Source organism: Nonomuraea sp. B1E8 (genome assembly GCF_039871515.1).
Taxonomy (GTDB): Bacteria; Actinomycetota; Actinomycetes; order Streptosporangiales; family Streptosporangiaceae; genus Nonomuraea.
Map to the genome: position 1 here is coordinate 180,220 of NZ_JBDPLS010000008.1, position 24,289 is coordinate 204,508.

Annotated in this window: 23 protein-coding genes and 2 tRNA genes; 12 read left to right on the plus strand and 13 right to left on the minus strand. The window is 72.4% G+C overall.

The window, feature by feature from the left end:
* Positions 1–55 precede the first annotated feature (55 nt).
* Positions 56–661, minus strand: a complete 606-nt coding sequence (locus ABGA98_RS26175; RefSeq protein ID WP_347621051.1) for a GntR family transcriptional regulator — start codon at positions 659–661, stop codon at positions 56–58.
* A gap of 49 nt (positions 662–710) precedes the next feature.
* Here ABGA98_RS26175 and aceE point away from each other — a divergent pair, with 49 nt between their 5' ends.
* The 3 genes from aceE to ABGA98_RS26190 all read left to right on the plus strand — a co-directional run bounded on the left by aceE (position 711) and on the right by ABGA98_RS26190 (position 5,096).
* The gene (gene aceE / locus ABGA98_RS26180; protein ID WP_347621052.1) at positions 711–3,158 is read left to right on the plus strand and encodes a pyruvate dehydrogenase (acetyl-transferring), homodimeric type; all 2,448 of its coding nucleotides are present in this window, start codon (positions 711–713) and stop codon (positions 3,156–3,158) included.
* A 78-nt stretch (positions 3,159–3,236) separates the two neighbouring features.
* Positions 3,237–3,842, plus strand: a complete 606-nt coding sequence (locus ABGA98_RS26185) for a bifunctional 4-hydroxy-2-oxoglutarate aldolase/2-dehydro-3-deoxy-phosphogluconate aldolase (RefSeq protein WP_347621053.1) — start codon at positions 3,237–3,239, stop codon at positions 3,840–3,842.
* A gap of 141 nt (positions 3,843–3,983) precedes the next feature.
* A complete protein-coding gene (locus tag ABGA98_RS26190) occupies positions 3,984–5,096 on the plus strand; it encodes an epoxide hydrolase family protein (protein WP_347621054.1) in 1,113 nt (370 codons plus the stop codon).
* Positions 5,097–5,372: 276 nt separating this feature from the next.
* Here the strand turns inward: ABGA98_RS26190 and ABGA98_RS26195 are convergent, their stop codons facing one another.
* Both ABGA98_RS26195 and ABGA98_RS26200 read right to left on the minus strand, forming a co-directional pair.
* On the minus strand, positions 5,373–6,503 hold the full coding sequence (locus tag ABGA98_RS26195; RefSeq protein WP_347621055.1) for a hypothetical protein: 1,131 nt from the start codon (positions 6,501–6,503) through the stop codon (positions 5,373–5,375).
* Positions 6,500–6,901 (minus strand): GntR family transcriptional regulator, encoded by a 402-nt coding sequence (locus ABGA98_RS26200; protein ID WP_347621056.1) that lies wholly within the window; start codon positions 6,899–6,901, stop codon positions 6,500–6,502. The genes ABGA98_RS26195 and ABGA98_RS26200 overlap by 4 nt, the downstream gene beginning before the upstream one ends.
* A gap of 68 nt (positions 6,902–6,969) precedes the next feature.
* Between ABGA98_RS26200 and ABGA98_RS26205 the strand changes: the two genes are divergently transcribed.
* From ABGA98_RS26205 to ABGA98_RS26220, 4 genes are read left to right on the plus strand one after another with little or no spacing between them, the layout of a single operon-like run.
* Positions 6,970–7,326 carry a hypothetical protein gene (locus ABGA98_RS26205; protein ID WP_347621057.1) on the plus strand — a complete coding sequence of 119 codons (357 nt, stop codon included), beginning with the start codon at positions 6,970–6,972 and terminating at the stop codon, positions 7,324–7,326.
* Positions 7,323–8,213: an ATP-binding cassette domain-containing protein gene (locus ABGA98_RS26210; RefSeq protein WP_347621058.1), complete on the plus strand. Its 891-nt coding sequence runs from the start codon at positions 7,323–7,325 to the stop codon at positions 8,211–8,213. Before ABGA98_RS26205 ends, ABGA98_RS26210 begins: the two co-directional genes overlap by 4 nt.
* Positions 8,210–9,004 carry an ABC transporter permease gene (locus tag ABGA98_RS26215; RefSeq protein ID WP_347621059.1) on the plus strand — a complete coding sequence of 265 codons (795 nt, stop codon included), beginning with the start codon at positions 8,210–8,212 and terminating at the stop codon, positions 9,002–9,004. Before ABGA98_RS26210 ends, ABGA98_RS26215 begins: the two co-directional genes overlap by 4 nt.
* 45 nt (positions 9,005–9,049) lie before the next feature.
* Positions 9,050–9,799: a class I SAM-dependent methyltransferase gene (locus ABGA98_RS26220; protein WP_347621060.1), complete on the plus strand. Its 750-nt coding sequence runs from the start codon at positions 9,050–9,052 to the stop codon at positions 9,797–9,799.
* Between the two features lie 119 nt (positions 9,800–9,918).
* Here ABGA98_RS26220 and ABGA98_RS26225 read toward each other — a convergent pair whose 3' ends face one another.
* Complete coding sequence (locus ABGA98_RS26225; protein WP_347621061.1) at positions 9,919–10,188, minus strand: hypothetical protein; 270 nt, start codon at positions 10,186–10,188, stop codon at positions 9,919–9,921.
* A 160-nt stretch (positions 10,189–10,348) separates the two neighbouring features.
* Between ABGA98_RS26225 and ABGA98_RS26230 the strand changes: the two genes are divergently transcribed.
* Positions 10,349–11,293, plus strand: coding sequence for a sulfite exporter TauE/SafE family protein (locus ABGA98_RS26230; RefSeq protein ID WP_347621062.1), 945 nt, complete (start codon positions 10,349–10,351; stop codon positions 11,291–11,293).
* Between the two features lie 66 nt (positions 11,294–11,359).
* Here ABGA98_RS26230 and ABGA98_RS26235 read toward each other — a convergent pair whose 3' ends face one another.
* From ABGA98_RS26235 to ABGA98_RS26260, 6 genes are all read right to left on the minus strand, one after another.
* The gene (locus ABGA98_RS26235) at positions 11,360–12,136 is read right to left on the minus strand and encodes a PIG-L family deacetylase (RefSeq protein ID WP_347621063.1); all 777 of its coding nucleotides are present in this window, start codon (positions 12,134–12,136) and stop codon (positions 11,360–11,362) included.
* A 52-nt stretch (positions 12,137–12,188) separates the two neighbouring features.
* Positions 12,189–12,261, minus strand: a tRNA-Lys gene (locus ABGA98_RS26240).
* 163 nt (positions 12,262–12,424) lie between these two features.
* Positions 12,425–12,495, minus strand: a tRNA-Ala gene (locus ABGA98_RS26245).
* Positions 12,496–12,799: 304 nt separating this feature from the next.
* Complete coding sequence (locus ABGA98_RS26250; RefSeq protein WP_347621064.1) at positions 12,800–15,004, minus strand: SpoIIE family protein phosphatase; 2,205 nt, start codon at positions 15,002–15,004, stop codon at positions 12,800–12,802.
* A 124-nt stretch (positions 15,005–15,128) separates the two neighbouring features.
* Entirely contained in the window at positions 15,129–16,067 is a 939-nt protein-coding gene (locus ABGA98_RS26255; RefSeq protein WP_347621065.1) for a phosphotransferase, read from the minus strand.
* 32 nt (positions 16,068–16,099) lie between these two features.
* Entirely contained in the window at positions 16,100–16,717 is a 618-nt protein-coding gene (locus tag ABGA98_RS26260) for a TetR/AcrR family transcriptional regulator (RefSeq protein ID WP_347621066.1), read from the minus strand.
* A gap of 118 nt (positions 16,718–16,835) precedes the next feature.
* Here ABGA98_RS26260 and ABGA98_RS26265 point away from each other — a divergent pair, with 118 nt between their 5' ends.
* Entirely contained in the window at positions 16,836–18,032 is a 1,197-nt protein-coding gene (locus ABGA98_RS26265; protein WP_347621067.1) for an SGNH/GDSL hydrolase family protein, read from the plus strand.
* On the opposite strand, the gene ABGA98_RS26270 is transcribed toward ABGA98_RS26265, so the two are convergent.
* The 3 genes from ABGA98_RS26270 to ABGA98_RS26280 all read right to left on the minus strand — a co-directional run bounded on the left by ABGA98_RS26270 (position 18,029) and on the right by ABGA98_RS26280 (position 21,631).
* Complete coding sequence (locus tag ABGA98_RS26270; protein ID WP_347621068.1) at positions 18,029–19,465, minus strand: L-fucose/L-arabinose isomerase family protein; 1,437 nt, start codon at positions 19,463–19,465, stop codon at positions 18,029–18,031. The two genes, ABGA98_RS26265 and ABGA98_RS26270, sit on opposite strands and share 4 nt — an antisense overlap.
* Positions 19,466–19,569: 104 nt before the next feature.
* On the minus strand, positions 19,570–20,439 hold the full coding sequence (locus tag ABGA98_RS26275; RefSeq protein WP_347621069.1) for a hypothetical protein: 870 nt from the start codon (positions 20,437–20,439) through the stop codon (positions 19,570–19,572).
* Between the two features lie 151 nt (positions 20,440–20,590).
* A complete protein-coding gene (locus ABGA98_RS26280) occupies positions 20,591–21,631 on the minus strand; it encodes a PP2C family protein-serine/threonine phosphatase (RefSeq protein ID WP_347621070.1) in 1,041 nt (346 codons plus the stop codon).
* A 288-nt stretch (positions 21,632–21,919) separates the two neighbouring features.
* Here ABGA98_RS26280 and ABGA98_RS26285 point away from each other — a divergent pair, with 288 nt between their 5' ends.
* From ABGA98_RS26285 to ABGA98_RS26295, 3 genes are all read left to right on the plus strand, one after another.
* Positions 21,920–22,885 (plus strand): sporulation protein, encoded by a 966-nt coding sequence (locus tag ABGA98_RS26285; protein ID WP_347621071.1) that lies wholly within the window; start codon positions 21,920–21,922, stop codon positions 22,883–22,885.
* Between the two features lie 74 nt (positions 22,886–22,959).
* A complete protein-coding gene (locus ABGA98_RS26290; RefSeq protein WP_347621072.1) occupies positions 22,960–23,163 on the plus strand; it encodes a hypothetical protein in 204 nt (67 codons plus the stop codon).
* 41 nt (positions 23,164–23,204) lie between these two features.
* Positions 23,205–24,233 (plus strand): hypothetical protein, encoded by a 1,029-nt coding sequence (locus ABGA98_RS26295; protein ID WP_347621073.1) that lies wholly within the window; start codon positions 23,205–23,207, stop codon positions 24,231–24,233.
* Positions 24,234–24,289 lie beyond the last annotated feature (56 nt).

The following is a 24,289-nucleotide window of genomic DNA, read 5'->3' on the forward strand; positions in this document are numbered from 1 at the left end:
CGGAGTTGTCCCGGATGTTGCGCGCCGTCCGCGATGCCCTCGCCTGACCGTTCGCTCAGGGGGCGTAGCCGAGCACGTGGTCGCGCAGCAGGCGGCCGATGTCCGGATCGCCGCGGTCGAAGGCCTCGACGAGGGGCTCGTGGTCGGCGGCGTTCTCGTGCGGCCGCATCCTGAACAGCCGGATCGACACGTGCGTCCACACCTCGATGCCCAGCGACTCCCACACCGAGACCAGCACCGCGTTGCCGGACGCGGCCACGATCTCGCGGTGGAAGCCGACGAGGTGGCGCACCTGGCCGTCGAGCGAGCCGGCGGCGGCCGCCTCGTGCATGCGGGCGACGTGCGCCCGCAGCGCGGGGACGGACGGGCTGCCCAGGCGGGTGGCGGTCTCCTCGAGGGCCGCCCGCACCTGGTAGACCTCGCGCAGGTCGGCCGGGGTGAAGCCGCGGACCCGCGCGCCCTTGTTGGGGGAGGACTCGACCAGCCTGAGGGCTTCGAGCTCGCGCAGCGCCTCGCGTACGGGCGCCTGGCTGACCTGGAGCTCGGCGGCCAGCCGGCGCTCCACGATGCGGTCACCGGGCCCCCAGCGGCCGCTGATCATGCCCTCGACCAGCACGTCGCGGATCTCGTCACGCAGCGGCGGCCGCGCCACAGGCTCCACGGAGAAGTCCTTTCGTCATATGATCGATCATAGGGTGTTTAATGGAAGCATGCAGAGAGATCTGGATCCTCAGGAGACCGCCGAATGGCTCGAGTCGCTCGAGGCGGTCCGGCGGGAGGCCGGTCCCGATCGGGCCGACTACCTGCTGCGCAGGCTGGCCACGAGCACGCGCTACCTCAACACGGTGCCCACGGCGGAGGAACCCGCCTACCCGGGCGACCTCGCGCTGGAGGAACGCGTCGCGGCCTACGACCGGTGGAACGCCGCGGCCATGGTCACCCGGGGCGCCAAGCTGGGGCTCGGCGGTCACCTGGCCACCTACGCCTCGGCCGCCTGGCTCTATGAGGTGGGGTTCAACCACTTCTTCCACGCCGGCCACGACCAGGTCTATTTCCAGGGGCACGCCTCTCCGGGCGTCTACGCCCGCGCCTTCCTGGAGGGACGGCTGAGCGAGGAGCAGCTCGACCTGTTCCGCCGCGAGCCCGAGGGAGGCCTGCCGTCCTACCCGCACCCGAGGGCCATGCCCGGCTTCTGGCAGTTTCCCACCGTGTCGATGGGGCTCGGCCCGCTCAACGCGATCTACCAGGCCAGGTTCAACCGCTACCTGCACAACCGCGGCATCAAGGACACCTCGCGCAGCCATGTCTGGGCCTTCCTCGGCGACGGGGAGATGGACGAGCCCGAGTCCACCGCCGCCCTCACGCTGGCGGCACGCGAGGGCCTCGGCAACCTCACCTTCGTGATCAACTGTAACCTCCAGCGGCTCGACGGCCCCGTCCGCGGCAACACCCGTGTCGTTCAGGAGCTGGAGAGCGTCTTCAGAGGCGCCGGCTGGCACGTCGTCAAGGCGCTGTGGGGCCACGAGTGGGACGACCTGCTCGGCTCCGACGAGCTGGTGGCCAGGCTCGGCGAGGTGCCCGACGGCCAGTTCCAGACGTACGCCGCCTCGTCCGGCGCCTACATCAGGGAGCACCTGTTCCACGGCCTGGACGTGCCCCACTCCGATGAGGACCTGCGGCGCGTCGTCGGCGGGTCGCGGGCCGGCCACGAGCCGCGCAAGGTGTACGCGGCCTACCGCAGGGCGCTGGAGCACACCGACGCGCCCACCGTCGTCCTCGTCCAGACGGTCAAGGGCTGGACGCTCGGCGCCGGGATCGAGGCGCGCAACGCCAACCACCAGATGAAGAAGCTCACGCAGGACGAGTTCCGCGTCATGGGCGAGCGGCTCGGCCTGCCCGTCCCCGCCGGGGCGCTCGACGGCGAGCTGCCGCCCTACCTGCACCCCGGCCCCGACTCGCCCGAGGCACGCTACGTCGCCGAGCGGCGATCCGCCCTGGGCGGGCCGGTACCCCGGCGCGCGGTCTCCCACCGCCTCCTGCCGCAGCCCAGCGCGCGGCCCTTCCGCGCCCTGGCCAAGGGCTCGGCGCAGCCGGTGGCCACCACGATGGCGTTCGTCCGGCTGGTCAAGGACCTGATGAAGGAGCCGGAGACCGGCCGGCGCTGGGTGCCGATCGTGCCCGACGAGGCCAGGACGTTCGGCATGGAGTCGCTCTTCCCCACCGCCAAGATCTACTCGCCCCACGGCCAGCGTTACGACGCCGTCGACAGGGAGCTGCTGCTGTCGTACAAGGAGGCGGCCGACGGGCAGATCCTCATCGAGGGCATCACCGAGGCGGGGTCGATGGCGTCGTTCACCGCCGCGGCCTCCAGCTACGCCACCCACGGCGAGCCGATGATCCCCTTCTACATCTTCTACTCGATGTTCGGCTGGCAGCGGACCGGCGACCAGATGTGGGCCCTGGCCGACCAGCTCGGCCGCGGATTCCTCATCGGCGCGACCGCCGGGCGCACCACGATGACGGGGGAGGGGCTGCAGCACGCCGACGGGCACTCGCAGCTGCTCGCCTCGACCAACCCCGCGTGCCTGGCCTACGACCCCGCCTTCGCGTACGAGGTGGGGGTGATCGTTCGTGACGGCCTGAAACGCATGTACGGCCCCGCGGCCGAGGACGTGTTCTACTACCTGACCCTCTACAACGAGCCGAAGCCGCAGCCCGCGATGCCCGAGGGGGTCGAGGAGGGCATCGTCAGGGGCATCTACCGCTACTCCGCCGGAGGCGGGGCCGCCCACCTGCTGGCCAGCGGCACCGCGATCCACTGGGCGCTGGAGGCGCAGCGGCTGCTGCGGGAGGAGTACGGCGTCGGCGTCGACGTGTGGTCGGTGACCTCGTGGAGCGAGCTGCGCAGGGAGGCCATGACCGCGACGGGCGTGCCCTACCTGCGCCAGGCCATGGCGGAGACGAGCGGGCCGGTGATCGCGGTCAGCGACTGGATGCGGGCGGTGCCCGACCAGATCCGGCCCTGGATCGACCGGCCGTGGACGTCGCTCGGCACCGACGGGTTCGGGCTTTCCGGCCCGCGCGAGGACGTACGCCGCCACTTCGGGGTGGACCCGCGCTCGATCGCGGACGCGGTGCTCAAGGCGGTCGAGGAGTAGGGCTGCCCGCCTGGTCCGGCCGGGCCGTCCGATATATTGCGAAATGCCGTGATCACCAGGGTCGAGGAGGAGACATCCATGGACGCCGATCAGTTCTTCGACCGGCACCTCGACCGCGTCCCGATCCTCGGCATCTTCCGCAACCTCGACCCTGACGCGACCGTGGCGATGTGCGAGCGAGCCTGGGAGTTCGGGGTCGAGCTCATCGAGGTGCCCGTGCAGACGTCCAGCGCGCTGCCGTCACTCCGGGCGGCCGTCGAGGCCGCGAAGGAGCGCGGGAAGAGCGTCGGTGCGGGAACGGTGACCACGGCCGCCCAGCTGCTCACGGTGCACGACCTGGGGGCGGCGTTCACGGTCGCGCCCGGGCTGCACCCAGAGGTCGTCGCAGAATCGCGCCGCCTCGGGCTGCCGCACCTGCCGGGCGTGGCCACCGCCACGGAGATCGCCGCCGCCCTCGCGCACGGCTGCACCTGGCTCAAGGCGTTCCCCGCCAAGCAGCTCGGGGCCGGCTGGATCACCGCCCAGCTGGCGCCGTTCCCTTCCGTCCGGTTCGTCGCCACCGGAGGAATCGACGCCACCAACGCGGCCGGCTTCCTGGCGGCGGGGTGCCGCGCCGTGGCCGTGGGGTCGGCGCTCAACGATGACGAGGCGCTGGCCGAGCTGCGCGCGAGCATTCCGGCGTGACGCCACTCCTGCACTGAATCCGCAAAGGGCGCGGGCGCGAAGCCGGCGCCCCTTCGATTGGAACGCTCCAAAGCTTGAGCCTCTTGCGCCTGACGAACCGTATGGCGTACGGTACGCCGTACGACAACTCTGGAGGAATCCTTGACCGACATCCGGCCCTTCCGCCTCGAAACCGCCCAGGCCGACCTCGACGACCTGGGCGCGCGGCTCGATCGGGTGCGCTGGCCGGACGAGGTGCCCGGCCACGGCTGGCGCCACGGCGTGCCGCTCGCCCACCTCAAGCGCCTGGTCGAGCACTGGCGCACCGGCTACGACTGGGAGGCGGCGCGGGCCGAGCTCAACCGGCATGACCAGTTCGTCACCGAGATCGACGGGCAGCGCGTGCACTTCCTGCACGTCCGCTCCGCGGACCCCGGCGCGCTGCCGCTGCTGATCACCCACGGCTGGCCCAGCTCCCCGGCCGAATACCTCGACGTGATCGAGCCGCTCAGCCGCGACTTCCACCTGGTCATCCCGTCCCTGCCGGGCTACGGCCTGTCGGGGCCCACGCGCGAGACCGGATGGGGCTCCACCCGCATCGCCCGCGCCTGGCTGGAGCTCATGACCCGGCTCGGCTACGAGCGCTTCGGCGTGCAGGGCGGCGACTGGGGCACGTGGATCTCGCGCGAGGTCGGCGTCCTCGCCCCTGACCGGGTCGCCGGGATGCACGGCAACGGCATCATCTGCTTCCCTATCGGCGCGCCCGGCGAGTTCGACGGGCTGAGCGAGGTCGAGCAGGAGCGTCTGGCCTTCCGCGAGAGCTACATGACCGAGCAGTACGCCTACAAGCTCATCCAGTCGGCCCGCCCGCAGACCTTCGCCTACGGCATGGCCGACTCGCCGGTGGCGCTGCTGGCCTGGTTCGCCGGCGTCTACCACGAGTGGAGCGACACGGACATCGACACCGACCGGCTGCTCACCACGGTCATGCTCTACTGGCTGACCAACACCGCCGGCTCGGCCGCCCGGTCCTTCGTCGAGACGCCCGACACCGAGACGGACACCGGCGTCGAGTGGGAGCTCAAGCCCGCGACCGTGCCCACCTCGATCTCGGTCTTCCCGAAGGACATCCTGCGGCCCATCCGGCGCTTCGCCGAGCGCGACAACAACATCGTCGGCTGGGTGGAGCACGAGCGGGGCGGCACGTTCGCCGCCCTGGAGCAGCCGGAGACGTTCGTCGCCGACGTGCGCGCGTTCTTCGCGGCCCTGCGCTGAGCGGGCGCTCCCGCCCGGCCCGGCCGCCCGTCATGACCGCCGGGCGGGCTGGCTCCTCCTTGGCGTACTGGGCGGCCTGGAGGCGGTACATCGCGGCGTACGTCCCGCCCGCGCGCCAAGCCGCCGGATACCGTGGGCTCGTCCGGCAGCTCGGCTACCTGCCGGACGAGCAGGTCGACGGCCTGGCGGCCCGGCTCGGCGACGGTGTGCCGTCATGTCCCGACACGGTAGGGAACCGGACAAGAGTCAGGATTGGACGTTCTCGCACCCTGGCTGTCAGAAAAGGCTCTCCCGCTGGGGCAGGTCGATCACCCCGGTGAGCGCGAGCAGCCCCAGCAGCACCAGCGCGGCGAGGACGGCCCATGTGACGGGATGGCCGAGGTTGAGCGTCCAGGTCGCGCCGATCCTCGCGGGCACGAGCAGGGCCGCGTCGTGCCGGTTGAGGTAGACGGTGCCGCCGACGAACCAGTGGCGGTCGTCGTCACGCTGCGTCGCCCCGGTGTCCTCGGCGTCCTCTCCCGGCAGGGCCGGCAGCCGGTGCCCGCCGTGGCCGACGCGGATCTCCCGGACGACCCAGGCCACGAGCAGCGCGACGAGCGGGACGTACGCCGCGATCCGCCAGGCGGGTGACGGCGGGACCAGCTGCCACAACTGCAGGGACACGACCAGCAGCCCGAGGTTGAGGCAGGCCGCCCCGGCGAGCGTCAGCCGGGCCACGCCGCGCAGGTAGACGCGGTACCTCCGGGCCGAGCCCGCGGGACGGGCGGCGTCGAGGTCCGGCCGCGCGCGCAGGACGAGCAGCGTCACCACGGGGAGGAGCAGGGTGATCCCGGCCTGGATGAGCACCGGCTCGAACGCGGCCCACGGGGTGACGGCCCGCGCCGGGGCGGCCGGGTCGACGCCGTACCCCTGGAACGGCGGCAGGGCGCCCAGCGAGCCGTACCGCCACCAGCCGGCACCCGCGGTGACCAGCGTGATCACGAGCGCCGGCAGCGCCCACGCCCAGGGCACGCGCACCGGGTCGGTGCGGAACGTGGTGTCCACGGTGACGCGCGGGCGCAGGCCCTCCTGCCAGCCTCCGTCGCGCTTGGCCGCGCGGACCCTGCGGCCGGCTCGCACGTAGAGGGCCAGGTCCGCGACGCCGAGCACGGCGCCGACGCCGCTGATGAAGCCGGCGCCCCGGCCGGCCGCCACGAGCGGCACGCCGACCGCGGCGGCGCACAGGGCGGCGAGGAGCACCAGCCTGGTGTAGGCGCGGCGTTGCCCGATCACCTCGGCGTGGGCGACGTACGCGTGCGGCACCAGCACTCCGAACGGCGTCGTCGGCCTGGTCAGCGCCGGCATGGCCAGCGACACCGCGGTCACCAGGGCGATCGTGGCCAGCACGGCGGCGATGGGCAGCGTCATGAGGTCGTCTTCTCCTCGGCTCGGAATTTCGACAGCAGGGCCTGGCAGCGGCGCACGACCTCGTCGCGGTCGAGACCGTGCACGGTGGCCTCGGCCAGCAGCACGAGGGCCCGCTCTTCCCAGTCCGCCGCGAAGCCGGGCTCCGGCGGGCCTGAGGAGGGATCGCGCCTGACGACCGCGCCGCTCTTGCGGTTGACACGGATGACGCCCTCGCGCTTGAGCAGGTCGTACGCCTTGTTGACGGTGTGGAAGTTGATCCCGAAGTCGGCCGCGAGCTGGCGGGTGGAAGGCAGCGGGTCGCCCTCCACGGCCTCGCCTCTGGCGATCGCCTCCACGATCCGGTCCCGGATCTGCTGGTAGATCGGAACCTCGCTGTCGAGATCTAGGTGCAGGTTCACGTCCCATAGCTTATCTGATATACAACTAATAGAACAGATGGAACTAACCAACGATGGGAGCCCCGGCCATGTTCACCCTCGACATCACCCCGACCACGCTCACCGTGCGCTACGAGCGCTGGACGCGGTTCTTCGTCCGCAGGGCGCGCACCGACATCCCGCTGGCGGCCATCCGCGAGGTCGTGCCCGTGGCCCGCCCCCTGTCCCAGGCCAGGGGCCTGCGCGCCGGCGTCGTCGTCAGCGGCGTGCTCAAGGCCGGCACGTGGACGGACTTCGACGGCGTCAGGCGGCTGGTGTGCGCCCGGGGCGGCGAGCCCGGACTGCGCATCGTGCTCGCCCGGCGCGTCGACGGCGTCGACGAGCTGGTGCTCAGCCTGGCCGGCGCCGAGGACGTCCGGCGCCGGCTGTCCGGAGCCGCCGCGTGACCGCCGTCGAGGTGCGCGGGCTCGGCAAGGCGTACGGCCCCGTGACCGCCGTCACCGACCTGAGCTTCGACGTGCCGCCGGGCAAGGTCACGGCCTTCCTCGGTCCCAACGGGGCGGGCAAGACCACCACCATGCGCATGGTGCTGGGCCTGGTCGCCCCCGACACCGGCAGCGCCACCATCGGCGGGATGCGCTACGCCCGCCTGCGCCGCCCGGCCGCGACCGTCGGCGCCGTGCTGGACACCTCCGGGTTCCACCCCGACCACACCGCCCGCGCCCACCTGCGGGTGTACGCGCGGATGGGCGGCTTCTCCCGCCGCCGCGCGGAGGAGGTCATGGACCTGACCGGCGTGACCCCGTTCGCCGGGCGCCTCACCCGCGCCCTGTCCACCGGGATGCGCCAGCGCCTCCACCTGGCGACCGCGCTGCTCGGAGACCCGTGCGTGCTGCTGCTCGACGAGCCCGCCAACGGCCTCGACCCCGAGGGGAACGCCTGGCTGCGTGGCTTCCTGCGGGAGCTGGCCGCGCAGGGCCGCGCCGTCCTGGTCTCCAGCCACGTGCTGAGCGAGGTGGAGCAGCTCGCCGACCGGGTCGTGGTGATCCGCGAGGGCCGGCTCGCCGTCGCGGGCCCGGTGGCCGACCTGTACGGCGATCCCGGCGTGCTCATCCGCTCGCCCGGCGCCGCCACCCTGCACACGCTCCTGCCCGGCCTGGGGGAGGGGGTAACCGTCGAGCGCCCGGCCGAGGACGCCCTGCTCGTCCACGGGCTGCCCGCCGATCGCATCGCCGCTGAGGCGAGCGCGCACGGCATCCCCCTGCACGAGATCACCCCCGTCCGCCCCACACTCGAACAGACGTTCCTCAACCTCACCGGAGGGCCCGCATGACCGGCTTCGTCCTGGCGGAGTGGCGCCGCCTGACCAGCGCCAGCCTCTGGCGGTGGGGGCTGCTCGCGGCGATCTGCAGCGGCGCGTTCGCCGCGCTGCTCGCCCTCATCGGGCCGGAGAACTTCGACCCGCCGATGCCCGGCCTGCACACGGCGGAGGGCACGCGCGTGGTGCTCGGCCTCCTCGGGCTGCTCGCGTTCGTGCCCGCGCTGCTGGGCACGTCGGCCGTGGCCGCCGAATACCGCCACGGCACCATCACGACCACGGTGCTGTACGCGCCCCGGCGATGGACCGCGCTGGTCGCCAAGATCGTCACGTACACGGCGGCCGGCCTGGCCTACGGGGCGGTCACCGCCGCCGTGGCCGCCGCGGGGCTCTTCACGGCCGCCGCCGCCAAGGGCGTCGCCCTGGGGCTGCCCGCAGGCGAGGTGCTCGGGCTGCTGGCCAGGATCGCGGTGACCATGGGCGCCTACACGCTGCTCGGCGTGGGCTTCGGCGCCCTGCTCCGCAACCAGGTGGCCGCGCTCGTGGTGCTCGGCTCGTACTTCTACGTCGTCGAGACCGCGCTGATGCTCGTCCCCGGGGTCAACACGCTCTACCCCTACCTGCCAGGCGGGGCCACCGCCGCCCTGACCGGCTTCACCTACCTGGCCGACGCCGTCGCCGCCCAGACCGGCGGGGCGGCGGGCGCCCTGCTGCCCGCCTCGCTGGGCGGCGCCGTCCTCGTGGGCTACGCCGCGCTGGCCGCGCTCGCCGCCGTCGCGGCCCCGTTGCGCAGGGACATCACGTGAAAAAGGGGGCGCGGGGCGCAGGGGCGCTCCGGCATAATCCTCCGGATGCATCGACACCTGCTCAGCCACCTCGCCCATCGTGAGCATCCCGTCGCCGCCCCCATCAGCGACGACGCCCTCGAACGCCTGCTCCGGCGGGCGCGGCTGCCCGCCGACGCGCGCGTCCTCGACCTCGGCTGCGGCGAGGCCGAATGGATCATCAGAGCTCTGGAGCTCCACCCGAAGGCGACGGCCGACGGGGTGGACGTCTCCGAGACCGCGCTCGCCGCGGCCGCCCAGCGCGCCGCGGCCCGCGGCGTGTCCGACCGGCTCCGCCTGCACCACACCACCGCCGACGGATTCACCGCCCCCGAGCCGTACGACCTCGTCCTGTGCGTCGGCGCCACCCACGCCTTCGGCGGCCTGACGGAGTCGCTGCAGGCGATGCGCCGCCACCTGCGTCCCGCCGGGCGGGCTCTCATCGGGGAGGGCTTCTGGGAGACGACGCCCTCGCCGGAGACCCTGGCCCTGCTGGACGCGGGCCTCGACGAGTACGCCGACCTCGCGGGCACGGTGGAGCGGGCCGAGCGCGCCGGCTACGCCACCGTCCACGCCCACACCAGCACGCGCGCGGAGTGGGACGAGTACGAATGGTCCTGGACCGGCTCGCTGACCGACTGGGCGCTCGACCACCCCGGCCCCGACGGGGACGCCGCCCTGGCGGCGGCCCGCGACCATCGCGCCACGTGGTTGCGCGGCTACCGCGACGTCCTCGGATTCGTCACCTTCCTGCTCCGGCCGGTGCGAGAGCAGTGAGTGTCACGTGCACAGTCCCGGCGGGGGCACGTGAGTCCCACGTGCGTCGCCATCACCGGGCCGGCTCGCCCGGGAAGGCCATGAGCATCACGAGCCGCTTCGGAAGAGGGTCATGAACATCACGCACGCCGTCGCCTGGCCGAGCAGGCCTCGCCGGCGCTGGAGGGCACGCCGGTCGGGGTGACGCTGCTCTGCCCCGCACTCGTACGGACGGCCATGTCGCCCCAAGGCGAGGACCCGGCGGTCATCGCGGACGCGGCGCTCGCGGCGGTCCGGGACGGCCGTTTCGTCGTGACACCGGACGGGTGGCGCGCGGCCGTCTCCCATCGCGCCCACCGCCTGGCCTCGGGCGCCCGCCCCGGATCCCCTTCGCCCGCGTGGCGGGCCACGGCGCCCGCTTCGTCCGCTCGGCCGGCGGTCGTCCGCCGCCATGCGGGTGGGCCCCGATCGTGCTGTCGGGTGGCTGACCCGTCACATCTTGACGCGATCCCGGAACTCGTAGAGACTAATCCTACTTGTACAGTAGGAATGATAGGGAAAGAGGGGATCGTGCGAGCGCTGATCCTGCTCGGGCTGGTCGGCTTCGCGGCCCAGCTCGTCGACGGCAGCCTGGGCATGGCCTACGGTGTCACCTCGACCACGCTGCTGCTCGCCATCGGCACGAACGCGGCCGCAGCCTCCGCCACCGTGCACCTGGCCGAGATCGGCACCACGCTCGTCTCGGGCCTGTCCCACTGGCGCTTCGGCAACGTCGACTGGAAGGTCGTCGCCAAGATCGGTGTCCCAGGAGCCATCGGCGCCTTCGCCGGGGCGACGTTCCTGTCCAGCCTGTCGACCGAGGTCGCCGCGCCGGTCATGTCGATCATTCTGCTGGTGCTGGGCGCCTACATCCTGGTCCGCTTCACCGCGCTGGGGCTGCCGCGCGGCAACCTGGGCAAGCCGCTGCGCAAGAGGTTCCTGGCGCCGCTCGGGCTGCTGGCCGGCTTCGTCGACTCCACCGGCGGTGGCGGCTGGGGGCCGGTCGGCACCCCGGCGATCCTGGCCAGCGGGCGCCTGGCCCCTCGTAAAGTGATCGGCTCCATCGACACCAGCGAGTTCCTGGTCGCCATCGCCGCCAGCGTCGGCTTCTTCGTCGGCCTCGGCTCGGAGAACATCACCTTCTCCTGGGTGGTGGTGCTGCTGATCGGCGGCGTCATCGCCGCGCCCATCGCCGCCTGGCTGGTCCGCCACATCCCGCCCCGCATCCTCGGCTCCTCCGTCGGCGGGATCATCGTCCTGACGAACGCCCGTACCCTGCTGCGCAGCGACTGGATCGGCGCCTCCGGCTCCGTGCAGACGGTCGCGTACGTGACCATCGCCGTCATCTGGGCGGCGGCGATCGCCTACTCGGTCCGCGAATACCGTCGCGACAAGGCCAACGAGTCGGTCGAGGCGATCGAGAGCGGGCTGCGGCGCAAGGCGGGGGACACGGAGGAGGAGACGGCCTCCGCCTGAGGCCCCATAGCCGGCGCCCACCGCCCCGAGCGGCCCGCCGCCGTCCGCCCCAGGGGACCACGCGTGTCACCTGAGGGCGGTCTCCACATCGCCGGTGGGAGGAGCGCCGGTGAAGGAGACGCGACGGTACCACTCGTTCGCCAGCATCAGGGCGCGGGCCGGCTCGGGCAGCGCGGTCAGCATGGTCATCGACGCGCCGCGCCCGACCTCCGACTCGTGCGCGTGCATCGCGGCCCACTTGCGCTCGCTCCACCGCGAGACGTCGAGGTGGGCGGTGATCTGGTCGTCGGGGACGCCGGGCAGCGCCTGCCCCGGGTCGGGATCCGCGCCGAAGACCGCCCGCCAGTGCGACAACACCACGGCTCGCGGGATGGTCGCCAGGTAGAGCGCGCGCGGCCGCCAGGGCTCGCCCGCGTCGCGGTGGAGCTGGTCGTAGCCGGCCGCCTCGACCGCGGCCATGGTGACGCGGTGGGCGTGCACATGATCGGGATGGCCGTAGACGCCGTAGCCGTCGTAGGTGAGCACGACGTCGGGGCGCAGGCGCCTGATGTGCTCGACCAGCCGCCCCACCGTCTCGTCGAGCGGCACGTCCACGAAGCGCGGCGCCCCGGGTGCGGACTCGGGCTTGCGCGCGTCGGCGTAGCCGAGCAGCAGCGGCTCGCCGGCGCCGAGGATGGCGAGGGAGCGCTCCAGCTCGCCGGCCCGCCGGGTGCCCTTCGCCCAGGTGCACGTCACGACCGCGGTGACGGCGCCCTCGTCGGCGTACTTGGCCAGGGTGCCGCCCGTCCAGATCGCCTCGTCGTCCGGGTGCGCGTGCACGCACAACACGCGGAACTCCGCCACGTCCCCCTCCTTACGTGATCAAGGACGGCCATGGTAGCTGAAGCGTGTGACGTACCGCCCCAGGGGCTTGAACCCTGCCAATCCGGCTTAAAAGGCCGGTGCCCGACCAGCCGGGCGCGAGCGGCGAGGACAGAATGGGCCCTCGATGAGCTGCCAGAGCACAATTCGAACGTGCACCTACCCGGTTCAGCGTGATCTGGCGTGGAACCCCGGGCGTTTACGTTCACTCACGGCCGAGAAGCTGACAGCCGGGCGTCCTACCCGATCTGGCATGGAAAAGGAGAGGGGTGGACCGACAGGGACTCGAACCCTGAACCTCTGCTTGCAAGGCAGACGTGATGCCTTTTCACCATCAGCCCATGTCGTACGGAAAGAAAAAGCCACCTGAACGTTCAGGCGGCTCGTGAGCGATTCTTTTCGGCAATCACCCAGAAGCACGCCGGACCACGGCCTGACCGGGCCTGGCGGTGCGCCCGTTCAGCGGCGGTTGCGCGACCCATGGCTCCTCCTCCGGCGATGTCGTGGCCCGCTGATCGGCGGTTTTCCGCCTCTCACGTGAAACCACGATAAAGGGCGGAGCCCGGCGCGTGCCACGCATTATCCGCGGCTCCTTGTGCACCCGCGCGAAAGCCGGCAAGGTGGCGGCGCGGACCCCGAGAGCCATCACTGAGGGTCGGTGCCGCGCAGGAGCAGTACGGCGATGTCGTCCGTACGGTGGTCGGCGGCGGCCGTCTCGATGAGGGCCGACGCGAGGTCGCACAGCGGAGTGCCCGGTGAGGGGGCGAAGCGGCGGGCCAGCCCGGTGATGGCGTCGCCCAGGTCGAGCCCGGGCTCCTCGATGAGGCCGTCGGTGTAGAGGGTCAGGACCGAGCCGGGGTCGAGGACCAGGTCGGTGGCGGCGTACTTGGCGTCGGGGTCGACGCCGAGCAGCGGCCCGGGGGAGACGTCGATGACCTGCGTGGCGGCGCCGGCGCGGCTGAGCAGCGGCGGGAAGTGCCCGGCGCTGCTCAGGCACGCGGTGCGCTCCGCCAGGTCGATGCTGAGATAGAGGCAGCTGGTGAACCGGTCGGGGGACAGCTCGGCGAGCAGCCGGTTGGTGTGGGCGAGCACCTCGCCGGGAGGCGCCCCGGCGGTGGCATGGGCGTGGATGGCGGTGCGCACCTGGCCCATGAGGGCGGCGGCGTTCATGTCGTGCCCCTGGACGTCGCCGATGACGGCCGCCGCCATGGTGGGGCTCAGGCGGATGAGGTCGTAGAAGTCGCCGCCGATGTCCATGCCGGGCAGGGCGGGCACGTACCGGGCGGCCACCTCCAGGCCGGGGATCTCGGGCAGCTGGTGCGGCAGCAGGCTCGCCTGCAGGCACTGGGCGAGCTGGTGCTTGTTGTCGTAGAGCCGGGCGCGCTCGAACGCCTGCGCGATCAACCCGCCGAGCGCCGTGAGCGTGGCCCGCTCCTCGCCGCTGAAGTGGTGCGGGCGGGCGTAGGCGAGCACGCACGTGCCGAAGGGCCGGCCCGAGGTGGCGAGCGGCAGGAACGCCCAGGCGTTCATGTCGTCGGCGCGGATGGAGTCGGGACGTTGCCGGCGGAGCTCGTCCCACGTGGCGAAGAACGCGGGTTCGCTGGCTTCGTAGTGGTCCGGCGGGCCGTTCTGGTGGATGACGGGGCGGCTGTCGTACTGCTCGACGGCGCCCTGGCTGTAGCCGCGCGACGCGGCCACGCGCATCCGGTTGTCCTGCCAGGTGAGGATGGCCAGAGCCTGGGCGCCGTAGACGGGGATGACGTGGTCGGCGACGAGGTCGAGCACCTCCTGCGCGGTGACCGCACGGGCCAGCGCGGTCGCCAGGTGCAGCATCTCGTGCAGCGCCATCACGCGCGGCTCCCGGGCGGCGTCCACCCCGGGGCCCGCGGCAGGCTCGACTACCGGGCCGGCTGCGGGGCTCACGGCCGGGCGCGCCACCGGTCCGGCGACGAGGCCCGGCTCGACGCCGCGGGCGGCCCCGGCGGGCGCGACGCGTACGGTGATGCCCGTCAGGCCCGGATAGAGGCGGAAGGTGAGCTGGCGCGCGCCGGGGCCGCGGGCGGTGAAGTGGGTGGCCTGCCGGCTGACGACCGCGGCCCGGTAGCGATCCTCGTACGCGGGGTCGTTCAGCCACGGGAGCGACTTCCACAGCGGCCGCCCGAGCAGTTCCGACGGGCTCCGGGCGAGCAGCTCGGCGGCCGGAGCGCTGACGAGGCTCACCCGTCCCTCCGTGTCGAGGCAGCAGTACCCCTCCGGCAGGCGGTTGAGGCAGTCCAGCGCGAGCCGGTGGGCGCGCAGGCCCGTGCCGGTCTCTGGACGCGGGTCCAGGAGCCGTGGCTGGGGTCGCGGGGTGACGGGGTGGCCCTGTTCGGCGGCCCGCCGGAGCAGGGCCCCGATCTCGTCGCAGGCGTGGTCGATGACGTCGCGCTGGCGCGGGGTGAGCCCGGAGGCGAGTCCCGACGGCCACAGCAGCACAAGACCGCCCCACACGGCGCCGCCCGAGCAGACGGGGGCGGTCACGGCCGCGAAGTGGTACGGCAGGGCCAGCGCCGCGGCCGGGAACGCGCGGGCCAGCTCCTCCCTGCCGGCGACCCAGATGAGCCGCCGATCGCGTATGGACACGGCGATCGGCATGGAACAGTCGGTCTTGACCCTGACCCTCGCCCACGCCCTGGCGATCGAGCCGGGTATGCCCACCGCCGACTCCATCTCGAGGACGTGGCCGCCCTCGTCCAGCACGTACGCCATGCCGATGTGCGCTCCCGCGGCGCTGACGGTCTCGATCAGCAGGTCATCGAGGCGGGACGACGCGCTCGTCCCGCCTGGGCCCGTGAGGTGCTCGCCGTGCATGGCCTCACCACGCCTCGCTCATGAGCGAGTGGAGCAGCAATCGGACAAAGTGCCACATACGGGCAGAATACACTTTTGCATGTGAGGGGATGGTGACGATCCGGCATATGACCGGCGTGCCCCGCTAGGAGGACGGCAACTCCAGCGGAGGCCGGGCCCGCCACTGCACGACCAGGGGCTCCAGCATGGCGGCCAGGTTCGGCATCCGTCCGGCCAGAGCCAGGGCCGCCACCACCTGGAGCAGCCGGGCGCCCTCCATGAACTCCAGCAGCGACCGGTTCACCGGCCCGCCGCCCGCCCGCTCGTACGCCTCGACCGCGCGCGGCCCCGCACCGGCCAGATCCCATTCGACCGGCCCCAGCGTGACGTCCTCGAAATCGCTGAACAGGTGTCCCCCGGCCGTCAGCAGCACGTTGTACGGCGGCGAGTCACCGTGCACGGCCTGCAGGCGGGCACCGGGAAACGAACCGGGCAGGTCACGGGCCAGGGCCTCGACCACGGCGTTCTCCCGATCGGCCCGGTCCAGGTCCGCTGCGGTCAGGATGCCGGGCCTCTCGCGCAGCTCGGCCAGCGACAGGGCCGTCCCCGGCACCAGCGGCGCCAGCACCGGCAGCTCGCCGGGGTAGCCGGCCATGAGCCGGTGCAGCTCGGCCACCCACCCGGTCTGCTCTGCGAACCTGTCCTCCAGCCCGTCCGGGGAAGCGGCGGCGATGGGGTCGCGCTCGTCCACGTACTGCCAGAAGGTCAAGGACATCCCGCCGCACTCCACCGGCTCGCGCGGCACCAGAGGGCTCGGCGGCACCACGGGCGCGCCCTGGTCCGCCAGCCAGCCCACCACGGCCAGCTCCCGCCGCTGGCGGCCGGCCTGCTCGGCGGCGGGCGCCAGGGCCAGGGCCGGCACGCGGACCACCACCGGGTCGGGCGCGAGGTGCACCAGCACGTTGAACACGTCGTGCAGCACGCGCGGCTCCAGCGCGCGCAGCCCCAGCCGCCGCCCGGCCGAGACCGCCACCCGCATCGCCTGCTCGGCCCGCTCGCTCAGGGCCTCTCCGGAATCAGCCATGCGGGTGATCATGTCTACAACCTGGCCGGCCGTCAATCCGGCCGGCGCAGGGCACGGTCGAGCAGCTGGTGCATGTGAGCGCGGAAGCGCCGCAGCAACTCGGGATCGCTCATGGCGATCCGGTGGCCGGTCCCGTCGAGGATCCCGCTCAGCGTGCAACCGTGGATGCACCACACGATCGTGTACGTGAGCATCCACGGGTCGGCCCCGGCCGGCTCCGCGAGCGTGGCGAAGCCGTCGGCGAACTGCTGGGTCAGCGGCTGCAGGTCGTGCGCTTCCAGGTGGTCGATGTCGCTGGCGTCGGACATCCAGCGGTGCGCCCACAGGGCGGGGATCTCGGGATGTTCGGCGCAGAGGTCGATGTACGCGTCGACGAAGCGGTGCAGCGCCTCGAGCCTCCGTTCCGGCGGGCCGGTCTGCGCGTCGCGGGCCGGCGGCTCGACCCCGGCGGCGAGCACCCGCAGGACATGCTCCATGACCTCCAGGTAGAGCCCTCTCTTGGTGGGGAAGTAGCGGGTCGCCGTGGCCACGTCCACCCCGGCGGTCTCTGCCACCAGCCCCATCGACGTCGCGTCGTAGCTGAGGGCGGCGAACAGCCGGATCGCCGCCCTCAGGATCGCCTCCCGTTCGCCGGTCTCTGGAGTGTCCATGGACGCGACCCTAGGCGCGGTGCGCCGACCGGCACATCACTTGATCCGCAAGCCAGGGTAAAAGTCGCTTACCGATCATGCTTTCGCCCGGCGGGCCCGGATCCGATAGAAATGTTCGGTGTCGTTGAGAAACATTTCTCCCGGGCGCTGGGTCAGCACGTGGACGGCCATGCCGCAGCTCACCGAGCCCGCCAACATGCCGCCCCCGCCGTACACGAAGGACGGACTGGTGCTGGCCGGGAGCACCCTGAGGCAGAGCGTACGGGTGTCGGTGGGCGGGTCGCGGCTGCGGGTGCGCTTCTCCAACGCGTTCGGCGGGGCGCCGCTGCCCATCACCGCCGCCTCTGTGGCGCTGCCCGAAGGCGGGCGGGCCGGGGTGAGCACGATCCTGCCGGGGACCGCGCGGCCGGTGACGTTCTCCGGCAGGCCCTTCGCGGTCGTGCCGGTCGGGGCGCAGGTCGTGTCCGACCCGCTGGATCTCGCGCCTGCGCCCGGCTCGGTCCTCACCGTGACCCTCCACCTGGCCGACGGGCAGGCCTCCGAGGACGTCACCTCGCACCCGGGCTCCAGGACCACCTCCTACCTGGCGACGGGCGACCACGTCACCGCCGCCGACCTGCCGGACGCGACCCCCGTCGACCACTGGTACTTCCTCAGCGCCCTGGAGGTGTGGTCCGAGCCGGGCACGGCCGCGCTCGTCCTGCTGGGAGACTCGCTGACCGACGGCAGGGGCTCCACCACCAACCACAACGACCGCTGGCCCGACCGGCTCTTCGACCGGCTGGGCGCCGCCGCGGGCGTCGCCGTCGCCAACCAGGCCGCGGGCGGCAACCGCCTGCTGGACGACGGCCTGGGCCCGGGCGGCCTGGCCCGGCTCGACCGCGACGTGCTCGCCCAGAGCGGCGTCCGGTGGTTGATCGTGCTGGCGGGCGTCAACGACATCGGCACCGCGCCGGCCACCCGCCCGGCGCAGAAGCGGGTCGCCGAGGACCTGATCGCCGCCTACGAGCAGATCATCGTCCGGGCGCACGCGCACGACATCCTCGTGTACGGCGGCACGCTCACGCCCTTCGGCGGCAACCTCCCGTACGACGACGCCCCGGGCCACCGTGAGGCGGCCAGGCAGACGGTCAACGACTGGATCCGGACCGGCGGGAGGTTCGACGCCGTGATCGACTTCGACCGGGCGGCCCGCGACCCGGCCGCGCCCCGCCGGCTCCTGGCCGAGCTCGACCTGGGCGACCACCTGCACCTCAACCCCGCCGGCCACCGGGCGCTGGCCGGCGCGGTGCCCGCCGGCCTGCTCACCGGCTAGATCTGGACGAACTCGAGGTCGAGGAGATGGGCCAGGGATCTGAGCTCGCCGGCGCGGTGGCCGGTGCCGAGGGCCCAGTGGTGTGACATGCCGGTGGCGCTCCACTCGTCGGTCCACTCGCCGGGGTCGCGGCCGAAGTCGACGCGGGAGGTGGTGTTGCCGATCTGCAGGTGGGGCCCGTCGACCGTCTCGCCCTCGGACGCGAGGAAGGCGAAGCGCCCGTCGCGGCGCTGGATGATCCCGAACGCGGTGACCGGTCCGTGCTTGACGTCGAACTCGACCGAGACGCCCCAGCCGCGCTTGCCGTGGTAGACGCCGAGGCCGCGCAGCAGCGGCTTCCTGGCGCTGATGGCGAGGTGGGCGGGCCCGTCGTGACCCATCTCGACGTGACCGCGGTGGAAGTCGAGCGCCTGGAGCTCGGTGAAGGAGCCGCCCGCGCCGAGCCGGTCCATGACGAGCATGGCCAGGCTGGTGCGCAGCTCGTACTCGCCGGCGGCGGGGACGCCGCGGGCGGTGAGCAGGGAGGCGCCGAGGATCATGCCGGCGCCGAGGCGCTCGTGCGTCTCACCGTCCAGGCCGCGGTGGTAGTAGGCCAGGCTGTCCAGCTCGAAGTCGGCCACGAGCCGGTCGAGTCCGACCGAGACGCGGCAGGCCCAGTCGAGGTCGGTCTCGTTGACGGAGTCGGCGAAGTCGAAGATCTTCTCGGTCTCCGCGCGCTTGGCCGCGGCCTCGGCGTCGGTGACCTTCTCCACGCGCACCCGCAGGTCGTCGAACTCGAGCACCTCGACGTGCCCGCCGAAGTTCGCGCTCACCAGGGTCAGGTCGGTGGAAACGTCCAGCATACCGGGATAGAGGTGGCCCATCAGGCCGTGCCGCCCGTGCCGCAGCGCGGCCCTCGCGGCGGCCGCCCGCACCCACCCGCCGATGCGCTTCCAGGCCCGCTCGTCCTCCAGGTAGCCGGACACCGAGCGGAACGGGATGCCGCACCGCTGGAAGGCGTTGGCCATCTCGGGCAGCGGGCAGGCGCCGCAGTAGGCCAGCCACTGGCCGGTGTCGAAGGTCGCGTGGTCCATCGACTCGGTCGGCTGCAGGTTGATCAGCAGCACGGGCGCGCCGCTGCGCTGCGCGATCGGCACCAGCATCGTGGCCGTCATGTACGTGGTCAGGAAGCCGACGATGAGGTCGCAGTCGGCGGCCCGCAACCTCTCGGCCGCGACCGCCCCCTCCTGCGCGTCGGAGATGAACCCGACGTCGACGATCTCCGCGTCCAGCTCCCTCATGCGCTCCGAGACCCGCGCCGCCGACTGCTGGAGCTGGGGGAGGAGGTCGGGGAACTGGGGCCAGTACGCCCCCAGCCCTCCGGCCACGAGCCCTACGCGTACCTGCCTGGTGCTGGCCATGGTGCTGCCCTCCGGCGCGGCTTCACCGCGCAAAACGTTTTACCTGGATCGGCCTCACCGGGACGGTATTGTGGCGGCAGCAGATGGTCAAGGGGCCTGCGGGCGGTCTTGACACGTTTTAATCTCCCCGGCCCCGGTCACCGGCCGCTCCACTTGATCTCGTACGGCTTGAGCGTGAACCGCGTGCCGGCGACGGTCGTCGTCACCTGGCCGTCGGAGGTGTTGACCAGCAGCAGCTGCTCCGGCTGGGCCAGCACCCTGACCTTGGCATCGGAGGAGGCGACCGCCTCCAGCTCGACCCGGGCGTCGGGCCGCGCCGCCTTCACCGCGTCGTACACCTTGTTGTACAGCTCGGTGTACCCCTTGTAGTCGGCGGGCTTGGCGTGGTCCTTCCAGAAACCCTTGAACTCGTTCCACACCATGAAGTACTTGACGTCTTCGTACCGTGTGGCGACGGCTGCCGACAGCTTGGCGAAGTCGTCGAAGTGCTCGGGGTAGGGGGCGTCCTCCAGGTGCTCGGCCCAGCCCTCCTCCGACGTCGGGCCCTCGGGGCCGCCCTTCATCCAGTCGGGGGCGCAGCAGAGCGTGATGACCGGCGTGGCGCCCGACTGCCTCATGAGGTTCATCCGGCTGTCGAGGTCTTCCCAGATGTACTGCCCGGGGCGCGGCTCGGGGTTGAAGGCCCCGAAGCCCATGATGTGCTGGTTCTGCAGCATCGGGGTCTCGGCGAACCGGCCGGCCACCCGCTGCTCGAACTCCCGGGTGACGTTGTTGGCGCTGACGCCGGTGTGCGTGAACCCCCAGCGCGGCCAGCCGTCCTCCACCTGCGGCGGCTTCCCCGCCACGCCGCTCGCGCTCGGCGACGCCTGGGGCGCGGCGGCGGTCTTCTGCACGGTGGGAGGCCGCTGCTGCGGGGACTGGCCCAGCAACGAGCAGCTCGTGACGGCCAGCGTCACGGCCATGGCGCTCGCCGCCGAGGCGGCCGCCCGCCCGAGCCGTCGCCTCATCCCTCGCCGGTCACCCGAAGTCACCCGACCCTCACCGATCCTCCCGTCGACATGCCGCCAGTAGCGTTCCACGGGCTGAGGAGGCGGGCCGCATCGAGCGCCTGGTTCACAGTCAATCGTTATCGTTCGGCGTCCTTCGGCGACGCGGGTCTCACGAGCCGCGGCGGTGCAGCAGCAACATCGCGGCGTCGTCGAGCAGCGGCCCGCCCACGTGCTCCACGAGGTCGGCCCGCAGCGCGTCCAGCGCGGCCTGCGGGTCGGAGAGCGTCAGGATGCCTGCGCGGTCGGTGAGCGGGTAGAACTCGCCCGCCGTGTCCCTGGCCTCGATGACGCCGTCGGTGACGAACAGGATGCGGTCGCCCTCGCCGAACGGGATGCGCTGGGGCTTGACCGCCGCGGCGTCGAGGGCGCCGAGGCCCAGCGGCAGCCCCTGCTCGGGCGGGTCCATCGTGGCGCACGTGCCGTCGGGCCTGATCAGCAGTGGCGGCGGATGGCCGAAGTGCACCAGCGTCATCTCGCCCGCGTGCACCTCGGCGACGGTCGCCGTGACGAACTGCTCGTCGTCGAGGTGCCGGGTCAGGCTGACCTCCAACCGCTCGCCGATGTCGGTCAGCTCGGCCTCGTCATAGGCGGCCTCGCGGAAGGCGCCGAGCACCCAGGCGGCCGTCTCGACCGCGGCCAGGCCCTTGCCCTGGACGTCGCCGATCAGCAGGCGGACGCCGTGCGGCGTCGTGACGACCTCGTACAGGTCGCCGCCGATCTGGGCCTCGGCCGCCGCCGAGGTGTAGGAGAGCGCCACCTGCAGATCTCCCGCCCGCCGCGGCACCGGCCGCAGCAGCACCCGCTGGGCGACCTCGGCGATCTGCTTGACGCTGGCCAGTTCGCGCTCGCGCTCCAGCCGCAGGTGGGCGGCCAGCATGCTGGCCGCGGTCACGCCCGCGATGCTGACGACCGTGAGGTTGTTCTGCCAGTGGAGCACCAGGTCGCTGTAGGACGCCAGGGACAGGCAGATGGCCAGCGCCACCGCGCCCACCGCGGAGGTCCGCCGCACCCCTCCCGACAGCGAGGCGAAGGCAGGACCCAGCGTGAGCAGCGGCAGGAACACCAGTGTCGGCCCCGCCAGCACGTCGAGGACGGCGACGCAGAACATGACGGCGAAGGGCAACCACCGCAGAGCCCGCAGGGATCTCATCTGCCCCCTCGCGTCGCCATGTGCGCGTCTCGCACGGCCCACTGTCAGCCCACCGATCCCGGTCAACGAAAAATGAAACATCAATGATTGGCCATATACAAGCATGGCTCAACGCATGTCGGTTGCGGGCCGCGCGGGACGGCCTCGTACGGGCGAGGCTCCACGAAGAGGCGACGAAACAGACATGAAGGACGCTTCCGGCACCTGCTGGACCAGCGGAACTCCGGCCGGGTACAGATCGTTGGGTCAGCGGCACACAACCGATCTTGCAACAGGGAGAACAGAGTCGTGGTCTTCAAACGGATGCTGGGTGCTTTCGGCGTCGGCGCGCCCTCGGTGGACACCGTCCTGTCCACCGCCCGGACCCGGCCGGGCGGCACGCTGGAAGGGGAGGTACGGCTCAAAGGCGGCGACTTCGACGCCGAGATCGAGCACATCACGCTCGGGCTGGTGGCCCGGGTCGAGATCGAGCACGGCGAGGGCGAGCAGGCAGGGCTCGGCGAGTTCTCCCGCACCGAGGTCTCCGGTCCCTTCACGCTGGCCAAGGGGGAGGAGCGGATCCTCGGTTTCGCGTTCCCCGTGCCGTGGGAGACGCCGATCAGCGAGATCGGCGGGCGGCCGCTGACCGGCATGGCCGTGGGAGTGCGCACCGAGCTGGCCATCGCCAAGGCCGTCGACAAGGGCGACCTCGACATGGTGGCGGTCGAGCCGCTGCCCTCGCAGCTGCGCATCCTGGAGGCGTTCCTGCAGCTCGGATTCGGCTTCAAGTCGGCCGATCTGGAGGCGGGGCAGCTCTACGGGGTGCGGCAGGAGCTGCCGTTCTACCAGGAGATCGAGTTCTACGCGTCCGGCCCCTACTCCGGGGTGGTCCGCGAGGTCGAGGTGACCTTCGTGGCCGACCCGGCCGGGCTGCAGGTCGTGCTCGAGGCCGACAAGCGCGCAGGCCACTACTCCTCCAGCGACGCCATCGGCCGTTTCCACGTCAGCCACGACGACGCCCTCGTCACCGACTGGGCGGGCGAGCTGGGCCGCTGGCTCGACGGCCTGTCGCAGTACGCCGGGCACGGCGGTCACCACGAGCACTACGGCCACCACGAGGGGCACCACGGCGGGCACCACGGCGGGCCCGGCCTGGGCATGGTCGCCGCGGCCGGCGCGGCGGGAGTCGTCGGCGGTCTCGTGGCGGGCGAGGTCGTGGAGGAGGTCGTCGAGGAGTTCTTCGAGGGCGACGAGGAGGAGGGCGGCGAGTGGTGACCCGCCGCTGAACACACGCCGCCGCCTGGCCGGTCAAGGGGTCGACGGGCAGGCGGCGGGCGCGGCGGCAACGTGTGAGCCGAAGTGGCCTCAACACCGCCGCGTACGACCCGGACGCCGTGACCCGCGCGCTCGCCGGCGTGCGTGGAAGGTCGCGCGCCCTCGGCCGAGCCGTGCTCGTGCCCGCCGTGGTCGCGGCGATGGGCTGCTGGAAGGGGTGGTCGCCCGTGGGCCGCCCGCCTCCTGCGCGTGCGCTGACCTGCCGGTTCAACGTGTAACCGGACTGTAAGTCAGGAGAAAGCGACAGGAATAGGTTGATGTGCACCTGATCGAGTTCCCCGACTTCAAGGAGTCCGACGTAACCAGCACCGCTGTGTGGAGCGAACTGCGCATGACCTCCACGCCCCAGCTGTCCATCTCGATCTCACCGCACCTCACCGCCCTGGCGATGATCTCCGACGCGCTCGCCGGACGCCGCCGCGGGCTGCCGGAGCTCTGGCGCAAGACGATCAGCTCGCGCGTCCGGCCGCAGGGGCACCAGGCCGTGCGGCCGCTCGCCGCCCCCGGCTACTCGGTGGTCCCCGACAGCCTCGTGCCCCGTACGCCCACCGGCGGCGACGTCTCGGTGCAGGACCAGATCGACGCCCTGCGCGACCTCCCGCGCGACGCCCTGATCAAGGACCTGGAGCAGGCCTTCGGCGACAGGCCGCTGCCGGCCCACTGGCGTCCCGCGGCCGAGCGGCCGGACCGCTGGCTGCACGGCTACGCCGGCGCCCTCGCCGACGTCTGGGACACCACGGAACCGCTGTGGCGCCGCGCCCGCCCCCTGCTGGACAGGGAGATCCGGCGGGTCGGCGTCGCCTCCGTCCGCGGCGGCCCGGAACTGCTGCTCGGCGCGCTCAACCACCGCATCACGTACGGCGAGCGCGGGCTGCTCATCGCCGACGTCGAGTCCAGCGCGTACGAACTGGGCGACAGGAAGATCGTCCTGGTGCCCATGCTGGCCGGCAAGGACGCGGTCATCGTCAGCCTGGACAACGAGGACGCGGTGTGGATCGCCTACCCGGTGCCCGGAGCGGACCGGCTCTGGCACCGGCCCGCGGGGACGGCGCACGGCGAGTTGTCGGCGCTGATGGGGCCCGTCCGCGCGGACCTGCTCTGCGCGATCGGACAGCCCATGACCATGAGCATGCTGGCCGGCGACATGCAGGTGGCGCCCAGCAGCATCACGTACCACTGCGACCGGCTCATCGCCGCCCGGCTCATCAGCAGGGAGCGGCGCGGCCGCGAGGTGTGGATCGCCCGCACCCCGCGCGCCGAGGAACTGCTGGACATCTTCCGCCGCTGAGGGAAAGGGCGCGCCGGAGCCCGGCGCGCCCTTTCCTCATGCCGAGCGTCGGCCCG

Excerpts from the sequence above, each read along its gene's own strand:
- aceE (WP_347621052.1), top strand. The coding sequence starts at position 711 with ATGCAGAGAGATCTGGATCCTCAGGAGACCGCCGAATGGCTCGAGTCG.
- ABGA98_RS26185 (WP_347621053.1), top strand. The coding sequence starts at position 3,237 with ATGGACGCCGATCAGTTCTTCGACCGGCACCTCGACCGCGTCCCGATC.
- ABGA98_RS26195 (WP_347621055.1), bottom strand. The coding sequence starts at position 6,503 with ATGACGCTGCCCATCGCCGCCGTGCTGGCCACGATCGCCCTGGTGACC.
- ABGA98_RS26205 (WP_347621057.1), top strand. The coding sequence starts at position 6,970 with ATGTTCACCCTCGACATCACCCCGACCACGCTCACCGTGCGCTACGAG.
- ABGA98_RS26215 (WP_347621059.1), top strand. The coding sequence starts at position 8,210 with ATGACCGGCTTCGTCCTGGCGGAGTGGCGCCGCCTGACCAGCGCCAGC.
- ABGA98_RS26220 (WP_347621060.1), top strand. The coding sequence starts at position 9,050 with ATGCATCGACACCTGCTCAGCCACCTCGCCCATCGTGAGCATCCCGTC.
- ABGA98_RS26250 (WP_347621064.1), bottom strand. The coding sequence starts at position 15,004 with ATGCACGGCGAGCACCTCACGGGCCCAGGCGGGACGAGCGCGTCGTCC.
- ABGA98_RS26255 (WP_347621065.1), bottom strand. The coding sequence starts at position 16,067 with ATGGCTGATTCCGGAGAGGCCCTGAGCGAGCGGGCCGAGCAGGCGATG.
- ABGA98_RS26260 (WP_347621066.1), bottom strand. The coding sequence starts at position 16,717 with ATGGACACTCCAGAGACCGGCGAACGGGAGGCGATCCTGAGGGCGGCG.
- ABGA98_RS26275 (WP_347621069.1), bottom strand. The coding sequence starts at position 20,439 with ATGAGGCGACGGCTCGGGCGGGCGGCCGCCTCGGCGGCGAGCGCCATG.
- ABGA98_RS26280 (WP_347621070.1), bottom strand. The coding sequence starts at position 21,631 with ATGAGATCCCTGCGGGCTCTGCGGTGGTTGCCCTTCGCCGTCATGTTC.